The sequence below is a fragment of the Ruegeria sp. SCSIO 43209 genome, assembly GCF_019904295.1.
Classification (GTDB): Bacteria; Pseudomonadota; Alphaproteobacteria; order Rhodobacterales; family Rhodobacteraceae; genus Ruegeria.
The window spans coordinates 450,443-473,739 of the sequence record NZ_CP065362.1 but is presented as its reverse complement, the minus strand read 5'-3'; the positions used below and the strand labels follow the sequence as shown (position 1 = coordinate 473,739).

Annotated in this window: 18 protein-coding genes; 7 read left to right on the top strand and 11 right to left on the bottom strand. The window is 56.1% G+C overall.

Translation table 11 applies throughout. The annotated features are described in order from the left end of the window. The first annotated feature begins 159 nt into the window (after positions 1-159). From I5192_RS21495 to nadC, 7 genes are all read left to right on the top strand, one after another. Positions 160-390: a hypothetical protein gene (locus I5192_RS21495; RefSeq protein ID WP_223118524.1), complete on the top strand. Its 231-nt coding sequence runs from the start codon at positions 160-162 to the stop codon at positions 388-390. Between the two features lie 13 nt (positions 391-403). After that, positions 404-1,426 carry an IS110 family transposase gene (locus I5192_RS21490; RefSeq protein WP_223118424.1) on the top strand — a complete coding sequence of 341 codons (1,023 nt, stop codon included), beginning with the start codon at positions 404-406 and terminating at the stop codon, positions 1,424-1,426. Positions 1,427-1,667: 241 nt separating this feature from the next. Continuing rightward, the gene (locus I5192_RS21485) at positions 1,668-3,575 is read left to right on the top strand and encodes an alkyl/aryl-sulfatase (RefSeq protein WP_255612228.1); all 1,908 of its coding nucleotides are present in this window, start codon (positions 1,668-1,670) and stop codon (positions 3,573-3,575) included. Positions 3,576-4,439: 864 nt separating this feature from the next. Continuing rightward, complete coding sequence (locus I5192_RS21480; RefSeq protein ID WP_170561666.1) at positions 4,440-5,321, top strand: hypothetical protein; 882 nt, start codon at positions 4,440-4,442, stop codon at positions 5,319-5,321. Between the two features lie 77 nt (positions 5,322-5,398). Further along, a complete protein-coding gene (gene nadA / locus I5192_RS21475) occupies positions 5,399-6,370 on the top strand; it encodes a quinolinate synthase NadA (RefSeq protein ID WP_223118522.1) in 972 nt (323 codons plus the stop codon). Beyond that, positions 6,367-7,905, top strand: coding sequence for an L-aspartate oxidase (locus tag I5192_RS21470; RefSeq protein ID WP_223118521.1), 1,539 nt, complete (start codon positions 6,367-6,369; stop codon positions 7,903-7,905). The genes nadA and I5192_RS21470 overlap by 4 nt, the downstream gene beginning before the upstream one ends. A gap of 12 nt (positions 7,906-7,917) precedes the next feature. Continuing rightward, positions 7,918-8,769, top strand: coding sequence for a carboxylating nicotinate-nucleotide diphosphorylase (gene nadC / locus I5192_RS21465; RefSeq protein ID WP_223118520.1), 852 nt, complete (start codon positions 7,918-7,920; stop codon positions 8,767-8,769). A 289-nt stretch (positions 8,770-9,058) separates the two neighbouring features. Here the strand turns inward: nadC and I5192_RS21460 are convergent, their stop codons facing one another. The 11 genes from I5192_RS21460 to I5192_RS21410 all read right to left on the bottom strand — a co-directional run bounded on the left by I5192_RS21460 (position 9,059) and on the right by I5192_RS21410 (position 23,236). Then, positions 9,059-9,718 (bottom strand): sulfotransferase, encoded by a 660-nt coding sequence (locus I5192_RS21460; RefSeq protein ID WP_170407560.1) that lies wholly within the window; start codon positions 9,716-9,718, stop codon positions 9,059-9,061. Between the two features lie 12 nt (positions 9,719-9,730). Next, a complete protein-coding gene (locus I5192_RS21455; protein ID WP_223118674.1) occupies positions 9,731-10,780 on the bottom strand; it encodes a glycosyltransferase family 2 protein in 1,050 nt (349 codons plus the stop codon). A 223-nt stretch (positions 10,781-11,003) separates the two neighbouring features. Continuing rightward, positions 11,004-11,951, bottom strand: a complete 948-nt coding sequence (locus I5192_RS21450; protein ID WP_223118519.1) for a hypothetical protein — start codon at positions 11,949-11,951, stop codon at positions 11,004-11,006. A 751-nt stretch (positions 11,952-12,702) separates the two neighbouring features. Next, positions 12,703-14,208 (bottom strand): M81 family metallopeptidase, encoded by a 1,506-nt coding sequence (locus tag I5192_RS21445; protein ID WP_223118518.1) that lies wholly within the window; start codon positions 14,206-14,208, stop codon positions 12,703-12,705. 1 nt (position 14,209) lies between these two features. Continuing rightward, positions 14,210-15,853, bottom strand: a complete 1,644-nt coding sequence (locus I5192_RS21440) for an amidohydrolase (RefSeq protein ID WP_223118517.1) — start codon at positions 15,851-15,853, stop codon at positions 14,210-14,212. Positions 15,854-15,856: 3 nt separating this feature from the next. Next, on the bottom strand, positions 15,857-16,801 hold the full coding sequence (locus I5192_RS21435) for an ABC transporter ATP-binding protein (protein ID WP_223118516.1): 945 nt from the start codon (positions 16,799-16,801) through the stop codon (positions 15,857-15,859). After that, positions 16,798-17,778, bottom strand: a complete 981-nt coding sequence (locus tag I5192_RS21430; RefSeq protein ID WP_223118515.1) for an ABC transporter ATP-binding protein — start codon at positions 17,776-17,778, stop codon at positions 16,798-16,800. Before I5192_RS21430 ends, I5192_RS21435 begins: the two co-directional genes overlap by 4 nt. After that, positions 17,775-18,632, bottom strand: coding sequence for an ABC transporter permease (locus tag I5192_RS21425; protein WP_170512064.1), 858 nt, complete (start codon positions 18,630-18,632; stop codon positions 17,775-17,777). The genes I5192_RS21430 and I5192_RS21425 overlap by 4 nt, the downstream gene beginning before the upstream one ends. A gap of 11 nt (positions 18,633-18,643) precedes the next feature. Continuing rightward, positions 18,644-19,582, bottom strand: a complete 939-nt coding sequence (locus I5192_RS21420; RefSeq protein WP_170394255.1) for an ABC transporter permease — start codon at positions 19,580-19,582, stop codon at positions 18,644-18,646. Positions 19,583-19,668: 86 nt separating this feature from the next. Then, a complete protein-coding gene (locus tag I5192_RS21415) occupies positions 19,669-21,234 on the bottom strand; it encodes an ABC transporter substrate-binding protein (protein WP_223118514.1) in 1,566 nt (521 codons plus the stop codon). A gap of 25 nt (positions 21,235-21,259) precedes the next feature. After that, positions 21,260-23,236 (bottom strand): CocE/NonD family hydrolase, encoded by a 1,977-nt coding sequence (locus tag I5192_RS21410; protein WP_255612224.1) that lies wholly within the window; start codon positions 23,234-23,236, stop codon positions 21,260-21,262. Positions 23,237-23,297: the final 61 nt, after the last annotated feature.

The following is a 23,297-nucleotide window of genomic DNA, read 5'->3' as shown; positions in this document are numbered from 1 at the left end:
GGTCGTACAGGCAGGCACCCGGCTTCCAAAAGATCGCGCATCTCGGCACTTCTGGACGTCAATGCACCGGCGGGACGAATTTCAACCTCGTGGTTCGTCCCGTCAGACCTCCTGCGCTGCGATCTCTTTTGAAGCGTTCATGATAGGAACCGATTATATATGCCCCGTCGAACCACCTTACTCTTGACCGTCACCCTTTTGACGCTGACCTCAGGCCTTGCCGTCGCGCAGGATGATAGTCCTCAGCACTTTGACCCGAAGGGCAAGCTGCCCTCGGATTACACGATCGAATTCCAGCAAACCCAACGCAATAACCTGATGGGGTGGATGGCTCCTGCTTCAACCGGCGTCGCAATGCGCCATAGTGCAGGTGTCAAAATCTGCTTATGAGAGGAGCCACCCCATGCAAGTTACCACAATCGGCGTTGATCTCGCCAAGAACGTTTTTCAAGTTCACGGAATCTCCGCAACCGAGGAAGTTGTTTTCAACAAACCGTTGCGGCGGACGCAGTTTCTGCCGTTCTTTGCCAAGTTGGAGCCCTGCCTAATTGGCATGGAATCCTGCAGCAGTGCACACCATTGGGCGCGCGAACTCGCGGCATTGGGCCATGATGTGCGATTGATCCCGCCGATGTACGTGAAGCCATACGTCAAACGCGGGAAGTCAGACGCCATTGATGCCGAGGCGATCTGCGAGGCTGTGACCCGTCCGACCATGCGCTTTGTTGCGATCAAGACAGTCGAGCAGCAATCATTGCTGTCCCTACATCGGGCGCGTGATCTTCTGGTGCGCCAGAGAACGCAACTCATCAACAATCTGCGTGGTCTGGTTGCCGAGTTTGGTATTTTTATCCCACGAGGGTTCGCCAGGGTAATTGGGTTTGCTGAAGACATAACTCTGGGTGAGGTTCTTGACCTACCTGACATTGCCAACGAAGTGATCCACAATCTGTGCGAGCAGCTCATGGCATTGCACAAGCGGATCCGCTGGTACGAAGAGCGCCTCAAGCAGGTGGCCAAAGAAGATGAACGCGTACGCCTATTGCGTACGATCCCTGGTGTTGGCGCTGTGACGGCCTCCGCGATCATTGCCAGCATCGGTGACGGGCACCAGTTCCGCAATGGTCGAGAGTTCGCAGCCTGGCTTGGTCTGACGCCCGCGAACAAATCCAGCGGCGGCAAGGAGAAGCTGGGACGGATCACCAAGATGGGCGACCAGTATCTGCGATCGTTGTTAGTTGTCGGCATGACATCATTGGTCCGACAAACTAGGTCACACCCCGAACGCGCCAGCAAGTGGCTGACATCACTACTCGAACGCAAACCCGCCCGCGTTGCGACCGTCGCCATGGCCAACAAAACAGCCCGGATCGTCTGGGCGGTGCTCACCCGCAACGAACCTTACAGCCCACGCGCTGTAGTCTGAGACGAAAGGAACATCGAGTTAGCAAGACCCGCGAGATGATGGTGCATAAGTCAGCCGCCAAAACCAGGACACCCCGCCGAATGGCCCGGGCGTTACAGCCCGCTAACCTGTAAGGGACCTGGTTTGCGGAACCCATCAAGGCCAGCGGTCAAAACCGCGCAAACAGGCCGGACACATGACTGCTTCTGACAAACGCACAAATCAGATCAAAAATGTCTTGCTATGCAGGAGCCATCCACACATGCCGTTCGATGACGAGCGTGACTTTGAAGAAAGCCGCAAGGGGCTAATTGCGGTTCCAGAATACCGCCAGATCAAAACCGAGGATGGCACCGTCGCCTGGGACATCGGCAGCTATGACTATCTGCTCGAGGGCAAAGAGTTCGACTCGATCCACCCGTCGTTGCAGCGTCAGGCGATCCTGAACATGAATTTCGGCCTGTACGAGATTCTCGACGACAGCATCTATCAGGTGCGTGGCTTCGATCTGTCCAACATCACTTTTATTCGTGGCGATACCGGCTGGATCATCTTTGACCCGCTGGCCTCCAAGGAAACTGCCGCAGCAGCGCTGAAGCTGCTGAACGACACCGTGGGCGAACTGCCGGTCAAGGCGGTTGTCTATTCGCATTCCCACGCCGACCATTATGGCGGTGTGCGCGGAGTGATCACCGATGAGGACGTGGCCAACGGTGTGGAGGTGATCGCGCCCGAAGGTTTCATGGAACATGCGGTTTCCGAAAACGTCTATGCGGGCAACGTGATGAACCGCCGTCTGTTTTTCCAATACGGCGTATTGCTGCCGCGCAGCCCGTTCGGCCATGTGGATCAGTCCATCGGCAAGAACATCTCGGCTGGCACCACGGGCCTGATCGAACCGACCCGCTATGTCTCGGACGCGTATGAAGAGATCATCGTAGACGGCGTGCGTATGATCTTCCAAAATACACCGGGTACTGAAGCACCTGCTGAGATGAATACTTATTTCCCCGACCTCAAGGCATTCTGGGCGGCGGAAAACATCACTGGCACAATTCACAACATCTATACCTTGCGTGGCGCACTGGTGCGCGATGCGCTGAGCTGGTCCAAGCATGTCAATGACGCGCTGTACAAGTTTGGGCAGGATGCCGAGTTGATGTTCGCCTCTCACTCTTGGCCCCGTTACGGAAATGAGCGCATTCAAGAAGTGATGCGTGCGCAGCGTGACACTTACGCCAATCTTAACAACGGGGTGCTGAATCTGGCCAACAAGGGCGTGACCATCAATCAGATTCACAACGTCTATGACGTGCCGGAAAGCCTGCAGCAGCAATGGGCCGCGCGCAGCTATCATGGCTCGGTCGAGCATAACAGCCGGGCGGTGATAAACCGTTATCTGGGCTACTGGGATGCCAACCCCACCACGCTCACACCTCTGTCGCCAGAAGACAGCGCGCCGCTGTTTGTCGAGATGATGGGCGGCGCCGAGCCAATCCTGTCGAAAGGGCAGGAATTGGTGGACACCGGTAAATATCTTGAAGCGACCGAGATTCTAAACAAACTGGTCTACGCCGAACCACAGAACCAGGCCGCCAAGGACCTGTTGGCCGACGCGTTCGAGCAGATCGGGTATCAGAAGGAAAGCCCTTCGGTCCGCAACTCGTTCCTTGGTGCGGCGTTCGAACTGCGCAACGGTATTCCGCAGGGCGCTACTATCGAGACCACCGGTCCCGATACGATCAAGGCCATGCAGACCACGATGTGGCTCGACTTTCTGGCCATTCGTGTCAATAGCGCCAAAGCCGCCGATATGGAGTTCACCATCAACCTGTCGATCCCCGACCGGGACGAGAACATCGTTGTCGAGATGAGCAATGCCACTCTGACTCATATCGTCGATCAGGTGGCGGAAGACGCCGATCTTTCGATCAGTCTGAGCCGCACGGACTTGGAAAAGGTCATGACCGGTGAGCGCAGATTGACCGAGATGCTCGCTGATGGCACCGCGCAGTCTGAGGGCAACGCCGAGATCGTAGCGCAACTGGCTTCGACCCTGGATCAATTCGATTTGGGTTTCGAGTTGATGCCCGGCACCGGTGCGCAGGATTTGACACCACCCGCCAATGATTTTGCCCAGCCCGGGTTAGCAAACTCGAGTGGCGGCTGAGGCGGGACCGTCCGATTGAAAGCTGGCTCAGGGTTTTGCTGCCCTGGGCCTCTCTCTTTCTGACTATTGGACCGGGAGAAGTTTTCGACCAGTAGTGCTGGTATCGGAGCAGCAGAATGCCCCGCCCGAACGACTGCTGGATTGTTACCGCCGTGCGCGGACACTCTCATCCGTGGTGTCAATGCGGGATCAGAATCTTCAGCCTAAGAAAGTCAAAGCGCATGACGCAAAAATCAAACTGGGTTGTTCTGAAACTTGCAATTTGTGAACATCAGCCAAGATATCAAACTACCTAGAGGTCCCGATCCGTAGATTTCAATTCACTCCTGGACCCCGTCCCGTACAACGATTCAAAGAACTGGCCGCTTAGCGCCGCGGGTCGGATGGGTATCTTCGAGTTGGAGGAAGCTTCACAACCCAACTGTCGAGTGTGACGTGGTCAGACTTTAGCTGCGACATGCTATGATCGCTTCCAAATTTCGATAAGACACTGTGTGTCGCAAATCGAAGTATTTAGTGTAATCAATAATGTCTTTGCGGAAACGGCAGCCTCTAGAAGATCATATGTAAGACCGGTTCGAGAACTACTTTAGCGAAACGAACACCTCAACGGGCTGTTTGGTCAGCCCGAACCCATATCTTGCGACACTTCTCAAGTCGTGAGACGAAACTGTATTTCAGGTTCATTGGACCGAAAGTAGTAACCTGATGTTAGAACAGTGGGACGATTAACTGGGCCAGAAATGCTTGTTCTCTGAAGAAGCACCCGTCACACCGTATTTTTCTTCAAGCCAAGGTACTAAATTTGGGTTAGAACGCACATTCTAACCAACGCTTCGCGACATTCTACAAACAGGAAATTCCTTGCCAAGTGGACTAGCCCCTGCCGAACTGATCGCTATCCTAATCGCCGTGACTGATGATCAGCCGCGTGTCATGACCTTGCGTGGCGGTAACGCGCTACCTTCGGGACCGTTCGAATCTTCACACCGCAGCTTGCAAAGCGGCTTGCGGGCCTGGATTGAGGCGCAGACCGGCCATCCGGTGGGATATCTTGAACAGCTTTACACCTTTGCAGACAAGGATCGCGATCCACGCTCGGGTTATGCCGACAACTCTCAGCGTATCTCGATCAGCTATCTCGGTCTGGTGCGGGAGCAGGATACTACTGGTGCTGGACGTCCGGCATGGCGTAGCTGGTATCAATACTTCCCATGGGAGGATCATCGCGATCGCAGCCCCGAAGAACTACCACAAATTATCAAACGTATCTCAGCTTGGGCAGGGAGTGATCCGCTAAAACTGCAGCGTGTGGACTATCTGTTTGGTCTGAATGGGAAGACCTGGAACGAAGAGCTGGTTTTGCAACGTTATGAGCTTATGTACGAAGCAGGGCTTGTTGACACTCCTGAATTCGGTCGTCACATGGAAGCGGACAACCGTCGCATTCTCGCCACCGGCATATCTCGCTTGCGGGCCAAGATAAAATACTCTCCGGTTGTGTTCGAGCTCATGCCCGAAAGCTTCACCTTGCTGCAGTTACAGCGCACAGTTGAAGCGCTGTCTGGTCTACACCTGCACAAACCCAATTTTCGCCGCCAGATTGATCAGCAGGAATTGATTGAAGATACCGGCGAAATGTCCAGCGGCACCGGTGGTCGTCCGGCACGCCTGTTCCGATATCGGCCGGCCATTCTAGAGGCTCGCATGCTGTCGGGCGTCAGATTACCTCTCTCCCGGTCCTGAACCTCGCTTGACATAATCTCGAATCGAGAATAAGCATGACCTCAATATACTCGATTCGAGTATAAATGGAGAAGCCAATGAAAGATTTTCGCCTTCCAGACCTCTACGACCGGGTAAAGCAGATCATCCCGCAACCCGAATGGATGCTGTTTGAAGATGATCTGGAAGCCATCCTTGATCTCAAGCGTGAGAGGAATGCGGTCATCCTCGCCCACAATTACCAAACGCCGGAGATCTTCCATGGAGTTGCCGATATCGTGGGCGACAGCCTTGCGCTTGCGCGAGAAGCTGTCGAGGTTAATGCCGATGTAATTGTGTTGGCTGGTGTGCATTTTATGGCGGAAACTGCCAAGCTGCTGAATCCGGATAAGACAGTGCTGATCCCAGATTTGGGGGCGGGGTGTTCACTGGCGGATTCCATCACACCCGAGGATATTGCGCTTTTGCGCGAAGCCCATCCCGACGTTCCGGTGATCACATATGTAAACACTTCGGCAGCGGTGAAGGCGGCATCGGATATCTGCTGCACGTCGGGCAACGCAGTAAAGGTGGTGGAATCCCTCGGGGTGTCGCGCGTGTTGATGATCCCGGACGAGTATCTCGCCAAGAACGTCGCCAAAGAGACCGATGTCGAATTGATCGCATGGCATGGACATTGCGAGGTGCACGAACTGTTTACTCCAGCCGATATACGTGAAATGCGCGAAGCGTGGCCGGGTGTTACGGTGCTGGCCCATCCTGAGTGCCCGCCCGAAGTGGTTGCCGAAGCAGATTTTTCTGGCTCTACCGCAGTCATGTCGGATTTCGTCGGCGACAAAAAACCGACGCGGGTTTGCCTGCTGACCGAATGCTCGATGAGCGACAACGTGGCGCTGAACCATCCTGAGGTGGAATTCGTGCGCCCCTGTAACCTGTGTCCACATATGAAGCGCATTAGTCTGCGCAACATTCGCGACGCATTGGAACTGGGCCATCACGAAGTCACCGTCGATCCGGCCATCGCCGAAGATGCGCGCCGCGCGGTAGAACGGATGCTGGCAGTGAAATGATCTGGCTCGAAGGGCTTCATGGTCGAACTGCCATCATCGGTGGCGGCATCGCCGGGCTGACGGCAGCGCTGGAACTAGCTCCACAACCCGTAGTACTAATCACCCGTGCAGGGCTGGGCCAGGAATGTTCCAGCGCTTGGGCTCAAGGAGGGATTGCCGCCGAACTAGGCACGGATGGTGATCCTGCGCAACACTTGGCCGATACTTTGCGGGCGGGCGACGGGCTGTGCGACGAAACCCTGGCGTCGGCCATTCTCTGCGAAGCGCAAAAGGCGATCACTGGTTTAGAGAAACATGGCGTTCGTTTCGATAGAACCGCCGACGGCACATATGCCTTGGGGCGCGAGGCCGCGCATTCCCGCCGCCGCATACTGCATGCAGGCGGCGACCGCACCGGAGCCGAAATCACATCGGCCCTTGCGAGTGCCGTGTTGCAATGCCAGTCGATCACTTGCTTGACCGGAGTCGAAGCCCGACGGGTGTTGACGCTAGACGGACACGTCACAGGCGTTCATCTGCAAAAAGATGCCCAAGCAGAGGTATTGCGCACATCTCAGGTCGTTATGGCGACAGGCGGTTGCGGCGGTCTGTTTGGTGTCAGCACCAACCCTTCAGGTAATTTCGGCCAGGGTGTCATGATGGCCGCCCGCGCCGGGGCAGCGTTGCGCGATATGGAATTTGTCCAGTTTCATCCCACAGCGCTGGATGCCAAGCAGACACCACTGGCATTGGTCAGTGAAGCCGTCCGGGGCGAAGGCGCAATTCTGATTGACCAAACCGGCAAGCGCTTCATGTCGCATATTCCGGGGGCTGAACTGGCCCCGCGTGACGTGGTGGCTCGTGCCGTGCATCAGGTCATATTGGAAGGTGGGCGAGTGTTTCTTGATGCTCGTGCCGCGCTTGGTGCCGAATTTGTCCAGCGGTTCCCTGGCATCCATGCATTGTGCGCAGCAACCGGAATTGATCCGGCGCGCGATCCCATACCGATACTTCCGGCTGCGCATTACCACATGGGCGGTATCGCCGTTGATGAGTATGGAAGAAGCACTCTGTCAGGCCTTTGGGCCATAGGTGAATGCGCGGCCACTGGCCTGCATGGTGCCAATCGCCTTGCTAGCAATTCACTGCTAGAGGCGGTGGTGATGGGATGCCGCGCCGCAAATGATGTTGCCAAGGCAGAAATGAGAAACCTGTCATTTGTTCCTACAGTTACCGCTCTGCCTCGTTCTGACCCTAGCTCTGTCCGGCCTTTGGCTACAAAATTTCTGGGTTTGATCCGCGACGAGGTGGGATTGCGTCAAGTCATTTCAAAGTTGTCTCCGTTGGTCGAAACCGCTGCCTGCGCTTCTGACCCGGCACTAGTCGCGCTTTCGATCGCGGTCTTTGCCGATCTGCGCCGAGAATCGCGTGGCGGACATTACCGAAGTGACTTCCCTAATCCTGAGGCGAACGCGCAATCTCTTTTGATGACTCTGACCGAAGTACTTGCTCATGCGAGTTTGACCAGTCAGGAACCCTTTTTGAGGACTGCTTGAGAAATGACTATCATGCCCCTAGCCCCGTTGCCCCGAACGATGCTGGAGCCGGTGATCCGCCGCGCACTTGATGAAGATTTGGGCCTCGCCGGAGATGTCACCTCTTCGGCTGTTATTCCTTCGGATCATGTTTCCGAAGTTGTGGCTTGCGCGCGTCAATCCGGATGTATTTCCGGTCTGGATTGTGCTGAATTGGCTTGTGAGCTGATAGATCCGGCGATCAAAGTAATCCGTCATGTCGAGGATGGTGGGACAGTCGCGCCCGGCACAGTGATCGCTACCTTCAAAGGGCCGTCGCGCAGTCTGCTGATTGCCGAACGTACGGCGCTCAACTTCTTGGGTCATCTATCGGGTATTGCAAGTGTGACTGCCGATATGGTTCGCCGCGTCGAAGGCACGCGTGCTGCCATCGTCTGTACCCGAAAAACAACGCCCGGTTTGCGGGCTTTAGAGAAATACGCTGTGCGATCAGGCGGCGGCATGAACCATCGCTACTCCCTAAGTGACGCGGTGCTGATCAAGGACAACCACATCGCCATAGCCGGGGGTGTCCGCCCGGCCTTGACGCGGGCCAAAGAGACAGTCGGTCATATGGTCAAGATCGAGATCGAGGTCGACACGCTGGAGCAGCTGGCCGAAGTTCTGAAAATCGGTGTTGATGCGGTGCTACTGGATAACATGGATCCAAGAACCTTAAGCGAAGCTATAGGCATGATTGATGGTCAAGCCATTGCCGAAGCTTCAGGCGGGATAACCCCAGATAATGTGCGGGCTGTGGCGAACACCGGTGTTAATTTGATTTCTATGGGCTGGATCACCCACAGTGCACACTGCCTCGATATTGGTCTGGATTTTGTGCTCTAACAGCACCAAGAGTAAACCAACAGTTACGACGCTCATTGCCCAAATTGTCGAAATCAACGGCCTTTCCAAAAGATTGCCAACGGCAAGAGCATCGCGCGCACCATAGGAATCAAGGCAATCAAAAGGTGCGCGGCGGCGCAGCCTGCCTGTTCAATCTTGTCACTCCGTTAGCCAGCTAAGCTGGGCAAGTTTTAAGTCGCATTCATTCGTCAGAGAGTTGGCGACCGAACCTTTCGTTCTCGCCCACACTCGATTTCTTATGCTGCTTAAATAAGTAGGCCATGACATCTCAATTCGGAGAAACCGCATCGTCGGCGTCATTGCCTCCGGACGTTTTACCCTCATGGCCGAAGAAAGTCGGATCAGTCTCAAAATCAGGCGCAAGGAACTCGGACATCTGGTCAGGGCTGTCTGTTTCTATATTATATATCAATAATTTATCCGGTTGGTCCTTAAAAAATTCGGGCACCTCCTGATGATGCCGGTCCCATTCTTCTGACCAATGATCAATTACCTGATCAACCGACTCGAAATTCATACCCTTACGATAACGCTCGGCATAAAACCCATTGCCATGGTTTCGGCGACTTGCGATCCACCTGTCTTTGTCTCGAGTGTTCAATATGAAATAGGAATTGGGATAATATGCCGCGAGTTGACGAAAATAACGGCAACCTTCAATCACGCGCGAGCCGCTTACCATCTGCATGTCGGTGTAGCCGACCCAACGGTCAATGCCATTGAGCGGCGCATAGCCATACTTAAGATTGTTAGCGAGCGCGCGGGCCAGATTGCCACGCTTGAAGTGAACCGTCGGAATGCCGTTGTTATCTAGAAAGGCGGAAATCGACCTTGTGCCGCACTTGTTGAAACCGACCTGAAATATCCGCCGCGTACGGCCTGCACGAGTAGACAGATATTCAGGATGGGTTTTTGATGATTGCGGCACGAAGGAAGGCTCCTACTCGGACTCTGCGGCGGCTTTCTGGTTCGCGCGCATGGCAACTGAAATAAGCTGACGGGCCGTATGCTCCGTCAGAGGTGTGGATTGGCCAGCCATCATCAGGCGAGCAAAAAACGCGCGTTCAGGTTCTGACTCCAAAAGTTCCTTAAATCGCTTGTGCCGCCATTCGCAGGCCTTGTCATGTAGCTTCTTCAGTGTGGCATCTGATTTTAGCTCGGTAACCCGAGCAGCCCGTGCCGATTGGTAGCGGGAAATAGAGACGTCCTGATCGCTGTTAAAGTTGTAATCGACCCAATAATCCATGCCGATTTTCTCTTTGAAATGCACCCCACGTCCACGCGCACGTTTGAGCAGAAAGGAGTCCATCGCGCCCAAAGCATAATGGTTAAGCTGAACCCTCATGGTCGTATCTTGGGTATAGTTGGAAAATACCCGCTGGCGGCGATAATCGCCGCCAAGCAAACGGCCTGATCCATCATACCAGCACGCCTCATCCACGCGGGTCTGATCAGGCGAAATTGGCCGATGAATGCCTGGTTTACGGTAAATCCCGTTGTTGCGATAAAGCGTTTTGAACATCGAGGCGCGCCACGGCCAAAGGATGGGTTTGGGGGCGCACGAAGTGAACTGTTGGGTCACCGGCGCATCTTCAAAATAAACGATCCCTGCATTTCCGAATAGCCGCCAGGTGAGCGTGATCGCATCCGCCTCGGGGAGGCTATGGATGAGCGCGTTTAATGAGCCGTCGCCAATATGGATATTTACAAACTCATCAATATCGAGCGCCAGTATCCAGTCTGCTTCTTTCAATAGAGGATGTTTGGCGGCTTGTTTCATAGCCTGCCACTGTACGCTCTTATCGGGCTTGGCTTCATGGCTGACATGAGTGATTTGCCCCATCTCTTCGAGTCGGTGCAACATCAGATCGGTGCCATCCGCGCAATCATTCGAGAAGATCAGAAAATCAGTGAAACCAACCATCTGATGATGGGCGAGCCATTCCAACAGGAACGCGCCTTCATCTTTGACCGTCAGGATCGCTAGCATTCGTGTCATTCTATTCCTTTGATCCGACGCTTCAGTCTGGTGATCCGCCAGACCGCATGTCATGTGGTGCTCATTGAGAATAACGGTTTTGCAGATGTTCTGAACTGCGAATTTCGCGTAGGAACGAAAAAAGTACGGCGCGACATCATGTTGCCAACTTGGGCGATTTCCAACTCAAGGTTAGGTGGATCTAAAAGGCTGAGAGTGTACCGAATAGATGCACTTATTGTTCAATTAGCCGTCTTAGCCCGACAGCTCCGTTTGAAAGTGCAGATCGGCGGTAAGACTTCAGCGCTGCCTGCAGATCGCTGAGTTCTGCATCACTCGCCTCTGAAATGCGGGTCAGGCTTGCCTCCAACCCATTGTCAGCAATCAGCATTGGTGGTCGGTAACAGGCCTCTGACCAGCGGTCCATGACGATCGGCACACAGAATCCACCCGATGAGGACAGGGCAGATGTGATCTTGATCCGTTGATATTGTTCATAGTCAAATGGCATGAGCGGATGTATCACCTGAGCGCCTGCCAGTGCGTCAAAATACGCGGCATGCCCGACCTGCCCGCTGTTGTCCAAAGGCACGCACGTAAAACGCGCGTCAAGCTTTCGGTCCTGGATCTCACTTTCAACCTTGGCGCGATCTCCGCCTCCTGACGGCAGGATGAAATGCAGATTCTGAAAGGCGTCCGGTCGATTGCCAAGAAGATTCAGCAGGCCAGGGTAATCACGTGTCCGCATGTTAACGTTGCCGGGGATCACGACCTGACGCGGCTGGCCCAATTTTGGTTCCGGATCATCGATCCAATAAAACGGCTCCAACGTCGCGATCCTGTCCATATGGGCTTTGCCCACCCGGCTGATCCATTCAGCCGTGACATGTGCACTCAGGCTGATGTAGCGCGCATTTGGCATCTGAAGCGTCTCGCGCAGGGGTGCCATCTGGCTGAACTGATCCAGATTATGCAGGACCATGATCAATGGCTTCTTCACTCCACGCGCCCAGCTTGCCGCTTTTGGACGACTCAAAGAGGCCATGAGGACGAAGTCATGTTCGGCCGCTTCAATTGCAGCCATAGTAGACTTGATATGTTTTGGTGCATCCGCAGCCCGGTAATCCGGCGTGCTTAAAGGCACATACTCAACATCAAATTCCAATCCCGGGACCAAGGCCATGATATCTCCGCGCAGCTTTAAGATCCGGCGATGCAGAAAGATTCGTGGTCGGTACCCGTTGGCATTACAGGCGGCCACCAAGCTGGGGATGACTTCTTCATGGCGCGGTTCAAATTGTACAATTGCACAGCGCTTCATAGTTTCTTCCTGTTGCCTGGGTTGCCTCGGGCCCTCGTTTTCGGTTTGACCCTTTGGAAGTTGTCTATCGATAGCTACACTTGCCGTCTACATCCAACGCCGAACAGGCCGGATCTCAGACCAGTTTGTTTGAGCGGAGGTATCCGGTGTGATGGTATTTCCCAGCGTTGCGGTTTCGTTCACTATTCCGATAAAAAGCGGGTTTTAGCAGATCATCACAATCTGGGTCTGTAACTCCGCGGGTCTCGCGTAGATGACTGGCGTGTGATTTGGGGAATAAGGGCTCAAGACGCGCTTTATGTTCGCCAGCCAACCAATATAAGTCAGACATCTTCACCGCTCGATTTCGAACCGTGAATCGCGCTAGCAAGGTCCGTTCGCTGGGTCGGGATTTGCTGCAGGGTTGCTCTGTCAAAGCTTGGTCGTAATGGGCTTGGGTTTCTGCCGAACAGAAGCGGTTTAAGCCCTATCTTCTGTAGGTTTGAAGCGAGTGATGACGCAGCATTGTCAAAACGTGAAGCGAGAAGTTTCCAATCTCTTAGTTTACGAGCGGGATCTCGATGCAGTTTCTGCGCCTGCTATGTCGATTGCGAGCTGCGATGCGGGGGGGAAATCAATGGTTTCTGGTTTTGGGTCCACTTGTTTCGATGCGGCGTTTGCCTGCGATGTTGTAGTAGGGGATCTGGTCCAGATCGCAGAGAAAGGTGCCTGGAGCGGCAACGGCTTTCACGTCGCTTGCGATGGGTTGGAAATCCGCCCGGAAATGTGTGGTGCTTTTGACACAGATCACTGAATAGGATGTGGGATTCAGGCCGATATGGGTGAAATGAGCGCGGTCTAGGCATTGGTTGCGCACACTGGTGACGACCAAGTCTATCTTCGCGCCAGACTCTATCATCCTCAGAGCGGCCGTTTTGCCAAGCGTCGCGATGCCGCCTCCGTACATCTCACCTGAGTATCGGCAGATGCCATCTCCGATGGCCAGAACTTCGAACTTTGCCTCAACGGGGTGGAGCCCGGGCAGACCTGATTTTCCGCCGATGGCCAGGTTCAGTTTTGCGCCTTGGCCTGCACGATGCGCTTTCTCTGCGCTTTCGGCGTCGTGGAAGAGACCCATCAAAACCTCCTGCGCTTCCCCCTCGATCAAAGCGGCCAGAAGTCCGGTGGTATCGGATGTGCCGCCTGCGCCTGCGTTGTCCTGTACATCCGCTAACACGAGCGGTTTGTCGCGATGCGAACGACAGGCCAGAACGGCTTCGTCCAACGACAACATAGAGCAGTCCACATCAGGTTCGCGGGCCAGAAAAAGGTCGACTATTTGATCTACTGCGGCGGTCGCTTGCGCGGCACTGGTCGCGTAGGCAACGCAGGACGGACCAGTATCGGGATAATCTGCCGCTGTAAAACCCAGTGCGATTTCTGCATAGACATGGGCCTGTTCGAACCGGGTGGGCAACTGATAAATCTCATCAAACGGTGCGGCCCAGGTGTATTGCGCATGTAATGGGATCAGATAGGGCACCTGCCGGAAGGCTTTGTGCAGCTTTTCTCCTGCCAGTAGCCTTTGCAGAACCGGTACGCATCGTGCACCGGTTTCGCCCATATCGAGGTGCGGGTACGTGCGGAAAATTGCCAGATAGTCCGCCTGCGAGATCATCTGGTCAGAGATATTGGCATGCAGGTCCAGGCTCGCCACGACCGGAACGTCCTGCCCTACCAGATCACGTACTCGGCGCAACAGTTCTCCCTCACCATCGGCAAGGCTTTCAGTCACCATGGCACCGTGCAGGTCGAGATACACTCCGTCCAGCGGTCCCGCGCCGCGAAGGCCATCCAAGATCATAGTACATATCTTCTCGAACGCGTGATCCGTGACATGAGCGCTAGGTTCTGCCGCACACCACAGGATTGGGAAAAGCTCGAAACCTGCCTGGTTCGCGGCGGAAGAAAACCCGGCGATGGGTAGGTTCATGCCTTTGGTGTCTGCGATGACACGCGCGCCATGCAACATTTCGGGCCAGGAATCTGCCATCTCGAACTCGGGCAGACCCGCTTTGGTCGCTCCGAAGCAGTTGGTTTCGTGTTGAAATCCGGCAATGGCAATGCGTTTGGCTGTCATTCTAAAATTCCAGTTCTTTTCTGGATTTGGTGGCGCCAAACACAATCTGTCCTCGCCGGATGGTTGCAACAATTGATGTGTCGAGCAGCCGTTCAGGATCATCTAGGGGATTGCGAGAAAGGATGGCGAAATCTGCCAGTTTTCCGGGCTCAATCGAACCGCGCTGATCTTCTTTAAACACTTGCCACGCCGCATCGATGGTTTGTGCCCGTAGCGCAGACAGTACGCTGACCTTTTCCTTTTCACCCAGTTGCCGGCCGGATGCAGTCAGTCGATTCACCGCGCAATGCGCCAGATGGATTGGCCGCGTTGGCGTAACCGACGCGTCATTGTGGATCGTATAGCGTACACCGTATCGTTCCGCAGTTGCGGCTGGCGAAATCCGTTCAGCGCGTTCCGGGCCGAGGAAGGTATCGTAGTGTCGGTCCCCCCAGAAATGCACATGTGCTGAAAAGAAGCTGACAGTTATTCCAAGCCGCGCCATGCGGTCCAGTTGATCGTCGCGCAGAACCTGGCCGTGGATGATGGTATGGCGGTGATCGTCTCGCGGATGCGCTAACAAGGCCTTGTCCACCGCATCGATGAACATCTCGGCCCCGGCATCCCCGTTGCAATGGCAGTGGATCTGAAACCCCATAGCGTGTAGACGGAGAACCTCGGTATCCATGTCGACCTGCGTGGCATAGATCATGCCACAGGGGTGATCGGGGTCCAGCGACTTGTAGTAGGGCGCAGACAGATAGGCAGTCTGCAATTGGAATGCGCCATCGGTAAACAGCTTGCGCGCACCCAGCGTAAAATGTGGGTTTCCGGGCCAGTTATCGTCGATCCAGCCCTGGCTCAGAGCCGGTTCCAGATCGGCAATTGGCAATAATTCCAAATCAATGCCGGGATCCTGATCGGCACGAAGGCTGGCAAAGTGGTCGAGCATAACCTGCGATGCCCAAGCGTTCTGTGCATAAGTTACTCCGTGGGACAAATACTCATCACGGCAGGCGTTGAACCCTTGCCAGAACCTGTCCCGGCCGATCAGAAAATCAGTATCGCCCATTTCGCCCATGGCCGACAGCCCTTCGACCAGCCCCGTCAGGGCGCCGGTATCGGGGTCGCGGCCATAACGCCCTCCGGCCGGGTCCGGGGTGTCGCGATTGACGCCATGCAGCTTCAGCGCCATCGAATTGGCCGCGCCGTTGTGACCCGAAGCATGCAGAACCCAGATTGGATGCGCCGTTGAGACATCATCCAGTTCGGCCCGGGTAGGCATGCGGCCTTCTGAAATGGCGGTGTTGTCGAACAAAACGCCCATAACCCAATCGCCCTCGGGCGTCTCTTCGGCCCGGCAGCGCAGCTTTTCCAAAGCTTGCGCCATATCCATACACACGCCGCGCGGAGGTGATGCAAGATCAACCCGAAACAGCTGGATGAAGCCGGGATCTGGGAAGTGGCCGTGCGAGTCGATGAAGGCTGGGATCAGGGTCTGGCCAGCTAGGTCATATACACCCGCATCGGATGACATCCGCCGACGCAGCGTTGCTTCGTCCCCCACCGCAATGATGACATCGTCCCGCACCAACACCGCCTCGGGTCGGGAATTGTCGGCGTCCATCGTCAGGATGGGACCGCCGAAATAGAGTGTTTCCCTCATCCTTTAGTGACCCGGAGCAGGCGCACCCGACAAGGGTGCGAGACAGCGCAGCCCGTGGCCCGCCGCAATCTCCCATTGCGGTGTCTGTGTGCAGATGTCTTTGGCAAACGGGCATCTTTCGCGGAACTCACAACCCGACGGGCGTTGCAAGAGGCTGGGCGGCTCACCTTTGAGCGCGATCCGTTCAAGGCGCGCATCGGGGTCCGGCTCGGGGTTGGCGCTGAGCAGGCAGCGGGTATAGGGGTGGCGCGGATCGTCGAAGATCGCCTCGGTTGTGCCTTCCTCGACCAGTCGACCCAGATACATAATGCCCATGCGGTCTGCCACGTGGCGCACCACGTTCAGGTTGTGGGTGATGATCACCATCGCCAGGCCCAGGCGTTCCCGCAGGTCGTTGAGCAGGTTCAGCAGCTCACCCTGTACCGAAACATCCAACCCTGCCGTTGGTTCATCCGCCAGGATCAGTTTCGGCTCCAGCGCCAAAGCGCGGGCAACACCAACCCGTCGTGCCTGGCCACCGGACAATTGATAGGGGTAGCGGTCCGCGAAATGCACCGGCAGGTTCACCATTTCCAGCAGACGCTTGGCTTCGGCATCCAGATCGCGATCTTTCATGCCCTGAATGCGATAGGGTTCCGTGATCAGGCTTCGAATTGTCAGGCGTGGTGACAAGCTGCCCACAGGGTCCTGAAACATCATCGCCATGTCTTTGCGCAGCGGACGCATTACCCGTTCCGGCGCGCCTCGTATCTCTTGCGTGTCAAACACGACCGAACCGGCCTGCGCCGGGGCCAGGCCCGCAATCGTACGGATGACAGTTGTCTTGCCCGAACCGCTTTCGCCGACAAGCGCATAGGTTTCGCCAGCTTCGACCTCAAAGCTGACGCCCGCCAGCACGTTGACCGGGCCATAGCTGGTTTGCAGGTCTTGGACATTCAGCAGGCTCATGTCACGGCCTCCTCATGGTTCAGCCAGCAGGCGGCGTGATGCCCTTCTTTCAGACGATCCAAGGGCGGAACGTCCGTTGCGCAGCGTGGCATCGCCTGATCGCAGCGGTCGCGGAAAATACAGCCGCCGGGCAGGTTGGCCAGATCGGGCACTTCGCCCGGAATAGTTGGCAGAACCCGCGCGCGTTCCTTGATATGGCCGGGATCACAATCAATCAGACGGCGTGTGTAAGGGTGCTTGGGATTGTGAAAAATCTCGCGCACCTCGCCGCTTTCGACCACGGCGCCTGCGTACATTACCACTACGCGATCACAGAGTTCCGCGATCACACCCAGATGGTGCGAGATGAACAGGATGGCGCAATCGAACTCGCGCTGCAGCTCTTGCAGGCGTTCGATGATCTGCACCTCAAGCGTGGCGTCCAGCGCGGTGGTCGGCTCATCCGCGATCAGCAGGTCGGGTTTCGACATCAACGCCATGGCAATCGCGATCCGCTGTCGCATTCCGCCAGAAAACTCGTGGGGAAACCGCTTTAAGCGCGCTTCAGGGTCCGGAATTCCAACAGCCCCCAGCATCTTTGCCGCATTGGCCAGTTTTACCTGCCTGCTTGTCTTTGATCGATGCTGAATATCAACCATCTGCTGGCCAATGGTCAAAACCGGATTGTGGGTCTGCATCGGGTCTTGAAAGATGATCGAGATATCTGACCCGCGCAGATCCCGCATCCTGCGTTCAGGCACTTGCAACAGGTCTTGCCCCTTAAAGCGTATTTCGCCTTGCCGGAACCGCGTGTTCGGTGCGGTCAGCCGCAGGATCGACGAGATCAAGGTTGATTTTCCGCAACCAGACTCACCGACAATACCCACGATCTCACCTTTGCGGATGTCAAAGGTGATATCCCGCAATGCCTTGAGATCTCCGCGTGCCGTTTCATAATCGACGCTGAGGTTCTCGATTTCCAGAAGAGTTTCGGTCATCGCTGTTTCCTCAGTTTGGGATCAACCACGTCGCGCAGGGATTCCCCTAAAAACGTAAAGCCCAGGGTTGCCAGAATGATCGGCAGACCGCCGCCCACCACCAGCCAAGGTGTCTGTCGGATCAGGGAATACCCGTCCTTCAGAAGTGCGCCCCAACTGGGGGTTGGGGGCTTCACGCCAAGCCCGAGAAAGGACAGCCCCGCCTCAAGCGCGATCACCGTCGGGATGTCCATAGCAGCCAGGACGGCCAGAACCCCCACGATATTTGGTAGCATGTGCACACCCAAGATGCGGGCCATGCTGGCCCCCATCGAACGCTCGGCCAGAATGAACTCGGAATTGCGCAACGTCAGGGTCTGCGTTCGCGCCACACGGCCATAGGTTGGGATCGAAGTCGCCATCACCACGAACACAACCGTTTGCAAACTGGGACCGACCAGGGCCACAACGGCCAGCGCAAACATTACGGTCGGGAAGGACCGGATGGTGTCAAAGAACAACATCAACAGGTTGTCGAGCCATTTTGGCCCATACCCCGCAATCATTCCCAAGGTTAGGCCAATTGCCATAGCACCAAAGACGGCAGGCAAGGCGACTTTCAACGCAACCTGACCGCCGGCAATCACGCGGGAAAACGTATCGCGGCCAAGTTGGTCCGTACCCAGAAGGTGCTCGGCAGACGGGCCTTGCAACCGGGCTTTGATATCCATGGCCACAGGATCATAGGGCACAATCCAATAGGCGAAAATCGCACAGAAGACGATGGTGCCGACAATGACCAAACCAATCAGACCCAGAGGGTCGCGGGCGACGCCGACAATGATCTGACCAAGTTCAGAACGAGATTTTTCCATTTCGGCTTTCCTCAATGCGCTTGTCTAGCGCGTGGGTCGAGCCACGCATTGATCAGGTCCGCCAGTGCGGTCGACACGACGAACAAACCGGTTGAGATCAGAACCGAGCCCATGACAATCGGGTAATTGCGGGTGGTTATGCTGTCGATCACCAGCTTGCCCAGACCCGGGCGCGCGAACACTATTTCGGCGAATACGGCCGAGCTCAGCAGGAAACCCATGCCGACGCCGATCACCGTGACAACCGGAAGAATGGCGATACGCAAGGCATAAACCATCACCACGCGGCGCTCTGCGATACCGAAGGCTCGTGCGGTCCGAACGTGGTTTTCGCCTAAGACTTCCAACATCGAGGCGCGCACCAACCGCGCGATGTAGCCCACCCAGCTTAGCCCGATGGCAAAGGCGGGCAAGACGAGGTGATCAATGCGGCCCCAGAAGCCTTCGCCCGCGCCGATGGCTGGAAACCACTGAAGATGCACGGCAAAGACCAATAGCGACAGAAGTGCTACGACAAAGGCGGGTGCTGCAACAAAACTGACCGAAATCGCCGCCGCAATGCGATCGATCAGAGTGTTTGGATGGGCAGCGGCATATGCCCCAAGTGCAATTCCCAAAGTGGCGGACCACAGGATCGACGCAAAGATCAGTTCCAGAGTGTAGGGTAGCTGCTGGAACACGATATCTGTCACTGACCGGCCCGAGAATACGTCGATTCCCAGATCGCCACGGGCCAGGTTTCCATAGAATATGACCAGCTGTTTCCAGATTGGTTGATCCAGCGCCAACGCAGCGGTGAGCTGGGCCTGAAGCTCAGGTGTTGCGCGTGGCCCCAACATGATCTGGACCGGGTCCCCGGGGACGGCGCGGATCATCAGGAACATGACGGTAACCGCCACGAAGAGGATAAGCAGCGCTAGCCCGAAGCGGCGGGTTGCAAACTTCAACATGAAAAGCTGGCTCCTTGTGGATGGGTGGCGAGCTGTTTTGTCCGGCGGGCGTCAAATCCCGCCGGACGTAGCCGACCTTTGGGAGGTCAGGTCGCCTTGCCGAAGTACCGCAGCAGTGCCAGACCGTCGGGTCTTAGCGCGGGGGTGACACGCGCCGAATGAATCACCGGTGTCGCCTCGTGGGTGATAAAGCGGTAGGCACCACTTTCTTCCATCAGATACTGCGCCCGCTGATACATCTCAGCGCGTTTGGCCACATCCGCTTCCTTGAATGCCGAGTTGTGAATTTCGTCAAATTCAGCGTTGCTGAACCGCTCCCAGTTCCAGATGCCGACCTGTTCGGTGGTGAACCAGGCCGTCGCATAATATGGATCGGGGGTCATCGAGAAGCGGTTCAGAACCAGTTGCAGGTTCTCGTTGTCTCCGCTTGCCCAGAATGCACCGGATTCCAGTACGTTGACTTCGACCGTGATCCCGATCTGCGCCAGAGTTGCCTGAATGATCTGAGCCGTCGTGGTGAAAGTGGTCTTGTTCAGCGTGTCCAGCGTAAGCGTCACATTGGTCTCGCCAGATTCCGCCAGCAATTGCGCCGCTTTCTCGAAGTTTGCCGCCGGAGGGACCAGAGATTGCGGGCGGTGGCCCGCAAGGCCAGGTGCGATGATGCCTGTCGAGGGTTCAGCGGCTCCAAAATAGGCCGCCTCTAGGATGCTTGGTACGTCGACTGCATGTTGAATCGCCTGACGCAGTTTTGGGTTCTGAAGCTTGGGGTGATCCAGATTCATGCCCAACCAGACATAGAACAGTGAGGGTTTCTCGACCAAAGATCCGCCGTTCGGAACACCGGCCCGATAGCGTTCGACCGATCCCAGCGAAACCCGAGTCATGTCCAGTTCGCCCGCCTCAAAGGCGATCTCGGCGGTGTTTTCGTCGTCGATCGGCAGGATTTCGATTGTGTCCCATGTTGGTGCGTCACCCTTCCAATCCGGGTTGCGCTTAAGCACGGTTTTTTCTTTGGGTGACCAGCTGTCCCGCAGATAAGGGCCGGATTCAGCGACCGGATCAGCCCCGATGCGGCCCCCTGCGGCCTCGACCGCAGCTTTCGAGACGATGTTGCCGGTTATGTAGGGCAGGGCGATCGACCAAATCGGAGCAAACGGCTCGTTCAGAACGATGGTACCTTCGCGTTCGCTGCTCACTTCGACATGGCTGAACGGACCCAAATCGGGCTTGTTCGGGCTTTCGGTCGCATCGTCCACGATGCGCTCCATGCTGAATTTCACGTCTTCAGCGGTCATCGCACCGAAGCCATTGGTGAAACCGATATCATCGCGTAGGGCGAACTTGATATGGGTCGGGTCAACCTGCTCGATCATCGCCGCCGCATCCAGCTGCCAACCCCATTCCTCGCCGGGCTTGTATTGGATCAACTTGTTGTAAATCGAGGCATGCACTTCTTCTTCGACAACACCGACGGAATGTGCGGGGTCCATGTTCTGGGCATCACCGTAGGCGCGCACCCGCAACACCCCGTCATCAGCGGCGAAGGCGCGATTGGCCCAGCTTGCAGGCAGCGCGGATGCCGCCCCAAGCGCAGTTGCCCCTTTCAAGAAGCCCCTGCGCCCGACATTTGCTTTTGTCCATTCGATTTTCATGATGTTCTCCCTTGGGTCAGATCGTTTACAGAAGCCTGCGCGGGATGGTTTCGTTCCATTCCTTTGTCAGAACTTCTGTTTTGTCCGCGCCTTCGGTGGCGCGCAGTTTTCGATGCAGATAGAAATTCTCGACGTCACAGGTCATCGCGTTTTCGGTGCTGATCTCGACCTGCCATTCGTCCCTCTCGAACGTGAAACGCCAGCCCGCCGTGAATTGCGCGGTCGCTGGGTCATCAGGATGGATCGCATAGCGCATGGCGACGTGGCTTCCGACGATCAGGCCGTGGCCGGGGTCCTGTGCTTTGCCGTAGTCGTCGAATGTCTCAAGTATGACGGTTCCGTCCGCTTCGATGCGCCGTTCGGATCGGCCCGACGGCGCGCGCAGCTCGGTGCTTTGCAACGTCGGATAATCCTGCGCTGGTCCGGGATGTGCAGGATCAGCTTCCTCAGACATCGTCCGAACCGGCAAATACAGCGCCGAACCTTGCAGTTGCAACGTCACCTCTGCTGCTTCTGGCGCGGGCCAAACGATTGGCCAGTAAGAGGTAGACAGCGCAAGACGCAGGATTTGACCGGGTTTCACGCGATGCGCGCACTCATTTAGTGCAATTTCCGCACTGTAGACCTGACCGGGAATCAACGCTTCAGGGGTCTCGTGGCTCTTGTAGTGCGTCAGGTTCAGCGCCCGATAGGTGATCCGCTGAGAAACCCCATCCGGGGCGACATCACACAATCGCGCAATCAGTTGGGCTACCGGTCTGTCCACGGTGAAGGACAGTTTCAGTCGCGCCCGTCCAAGCAGTTCAAGCGGCTTGTCCAGCGGTGCCGTATCGAAACAAAGCGACAGTGCGTCATCGGCTGCCTGATCTTCGGCCAACTCATTGTCGATCCGCATGCCCGGGCAGAAATACCCGCCAGCCTGTCCGATATGGGCCGGATTCGATACGGTTGTCTCGGCCGTAATGGCGACGTCGGAAAACCCACCCAATCCCAAATGCCAGACTTCATCACTGACATTGGGCGACGGCCATTCTGTCTCGGCGATCCAGCGGCCCTGCCTGGGTTTGTTCTTTTTGCTCGGGCCAAAATGATCCTGCATATAGGTTCGGTAGGCGGGCAGGTCTTCGGCGCCATTCTGCTGCCCCTTCAGCCAGCGATCAAACCAGCCGATCACCTCGGAGTGGAAATCCCCAGCCTCTAGTTTCGAGATATGCGGATAGCGGTGCTCCCACGGTCCGATCAGCGCTTTTGACGGCACGGCCAGATTTGCTGCCAGCGCTGGCGGAGCGTTGACATATGCATCCGACCAACCCGTTATCGCAAGAACCGGAGCTTGAATCGCCGACCAATCCTCGCAAACCGAGCCATGTTTCCAGAACGCGCTGCGCGTTGGATGACGCAGCCAATCGGCTGCTGAGAATGGTACATTCTCAAGTCGGGCAAGCCAGTCTTCTCGCCAATCAGATCGCAGCTCGGGGTCTGCGGGCCGTGTCAAATAGGCGAACATCTGACTGCCCCAGTTGATATTGTCGCTTAACAGGCAGCCGCCCATGAAGTGTATGTCATCGGCGTACCGATCCACGGTCGAGGCAACACTGACCACCGCCTTGAGCTCGGGCGGATGGCGAAAGGCCAGCTGCAGCCCATTGAACCCTCCCCAGGAGATACCGATCATCCCAATGTTTCCGTCGCACCAGTTTTGTGCGGCGATCCAACTCAGAACGGCTTCACCATCGCGGAGTTCCTGTTCCGAATACTCGTCGTCGAACTGCCCCTCGCTATCACCGGTCCCGGCAATGTCGACGCGGATGCAGGCGTATCCTGCCTCGGCAAATACTGGATGAGTGGTTGCATCTCGCGGCGCAGTTCCATCCCGTTTGCGATAGGGGAGGTATTCCAGAATGGCGGGTGACGGCCCGGTTTCGGGCAACCAAATTCGTGCAGCCAGTTTCCGACCATCCGGCAGGGGGATCCAGGTGTTTTCGATGATTTTTGTGGACATTCGGAGCGAGGTCCCGTTGTTGCGTTTGGTACAGCCAACCCGCATTCCGAAAATTATTGAA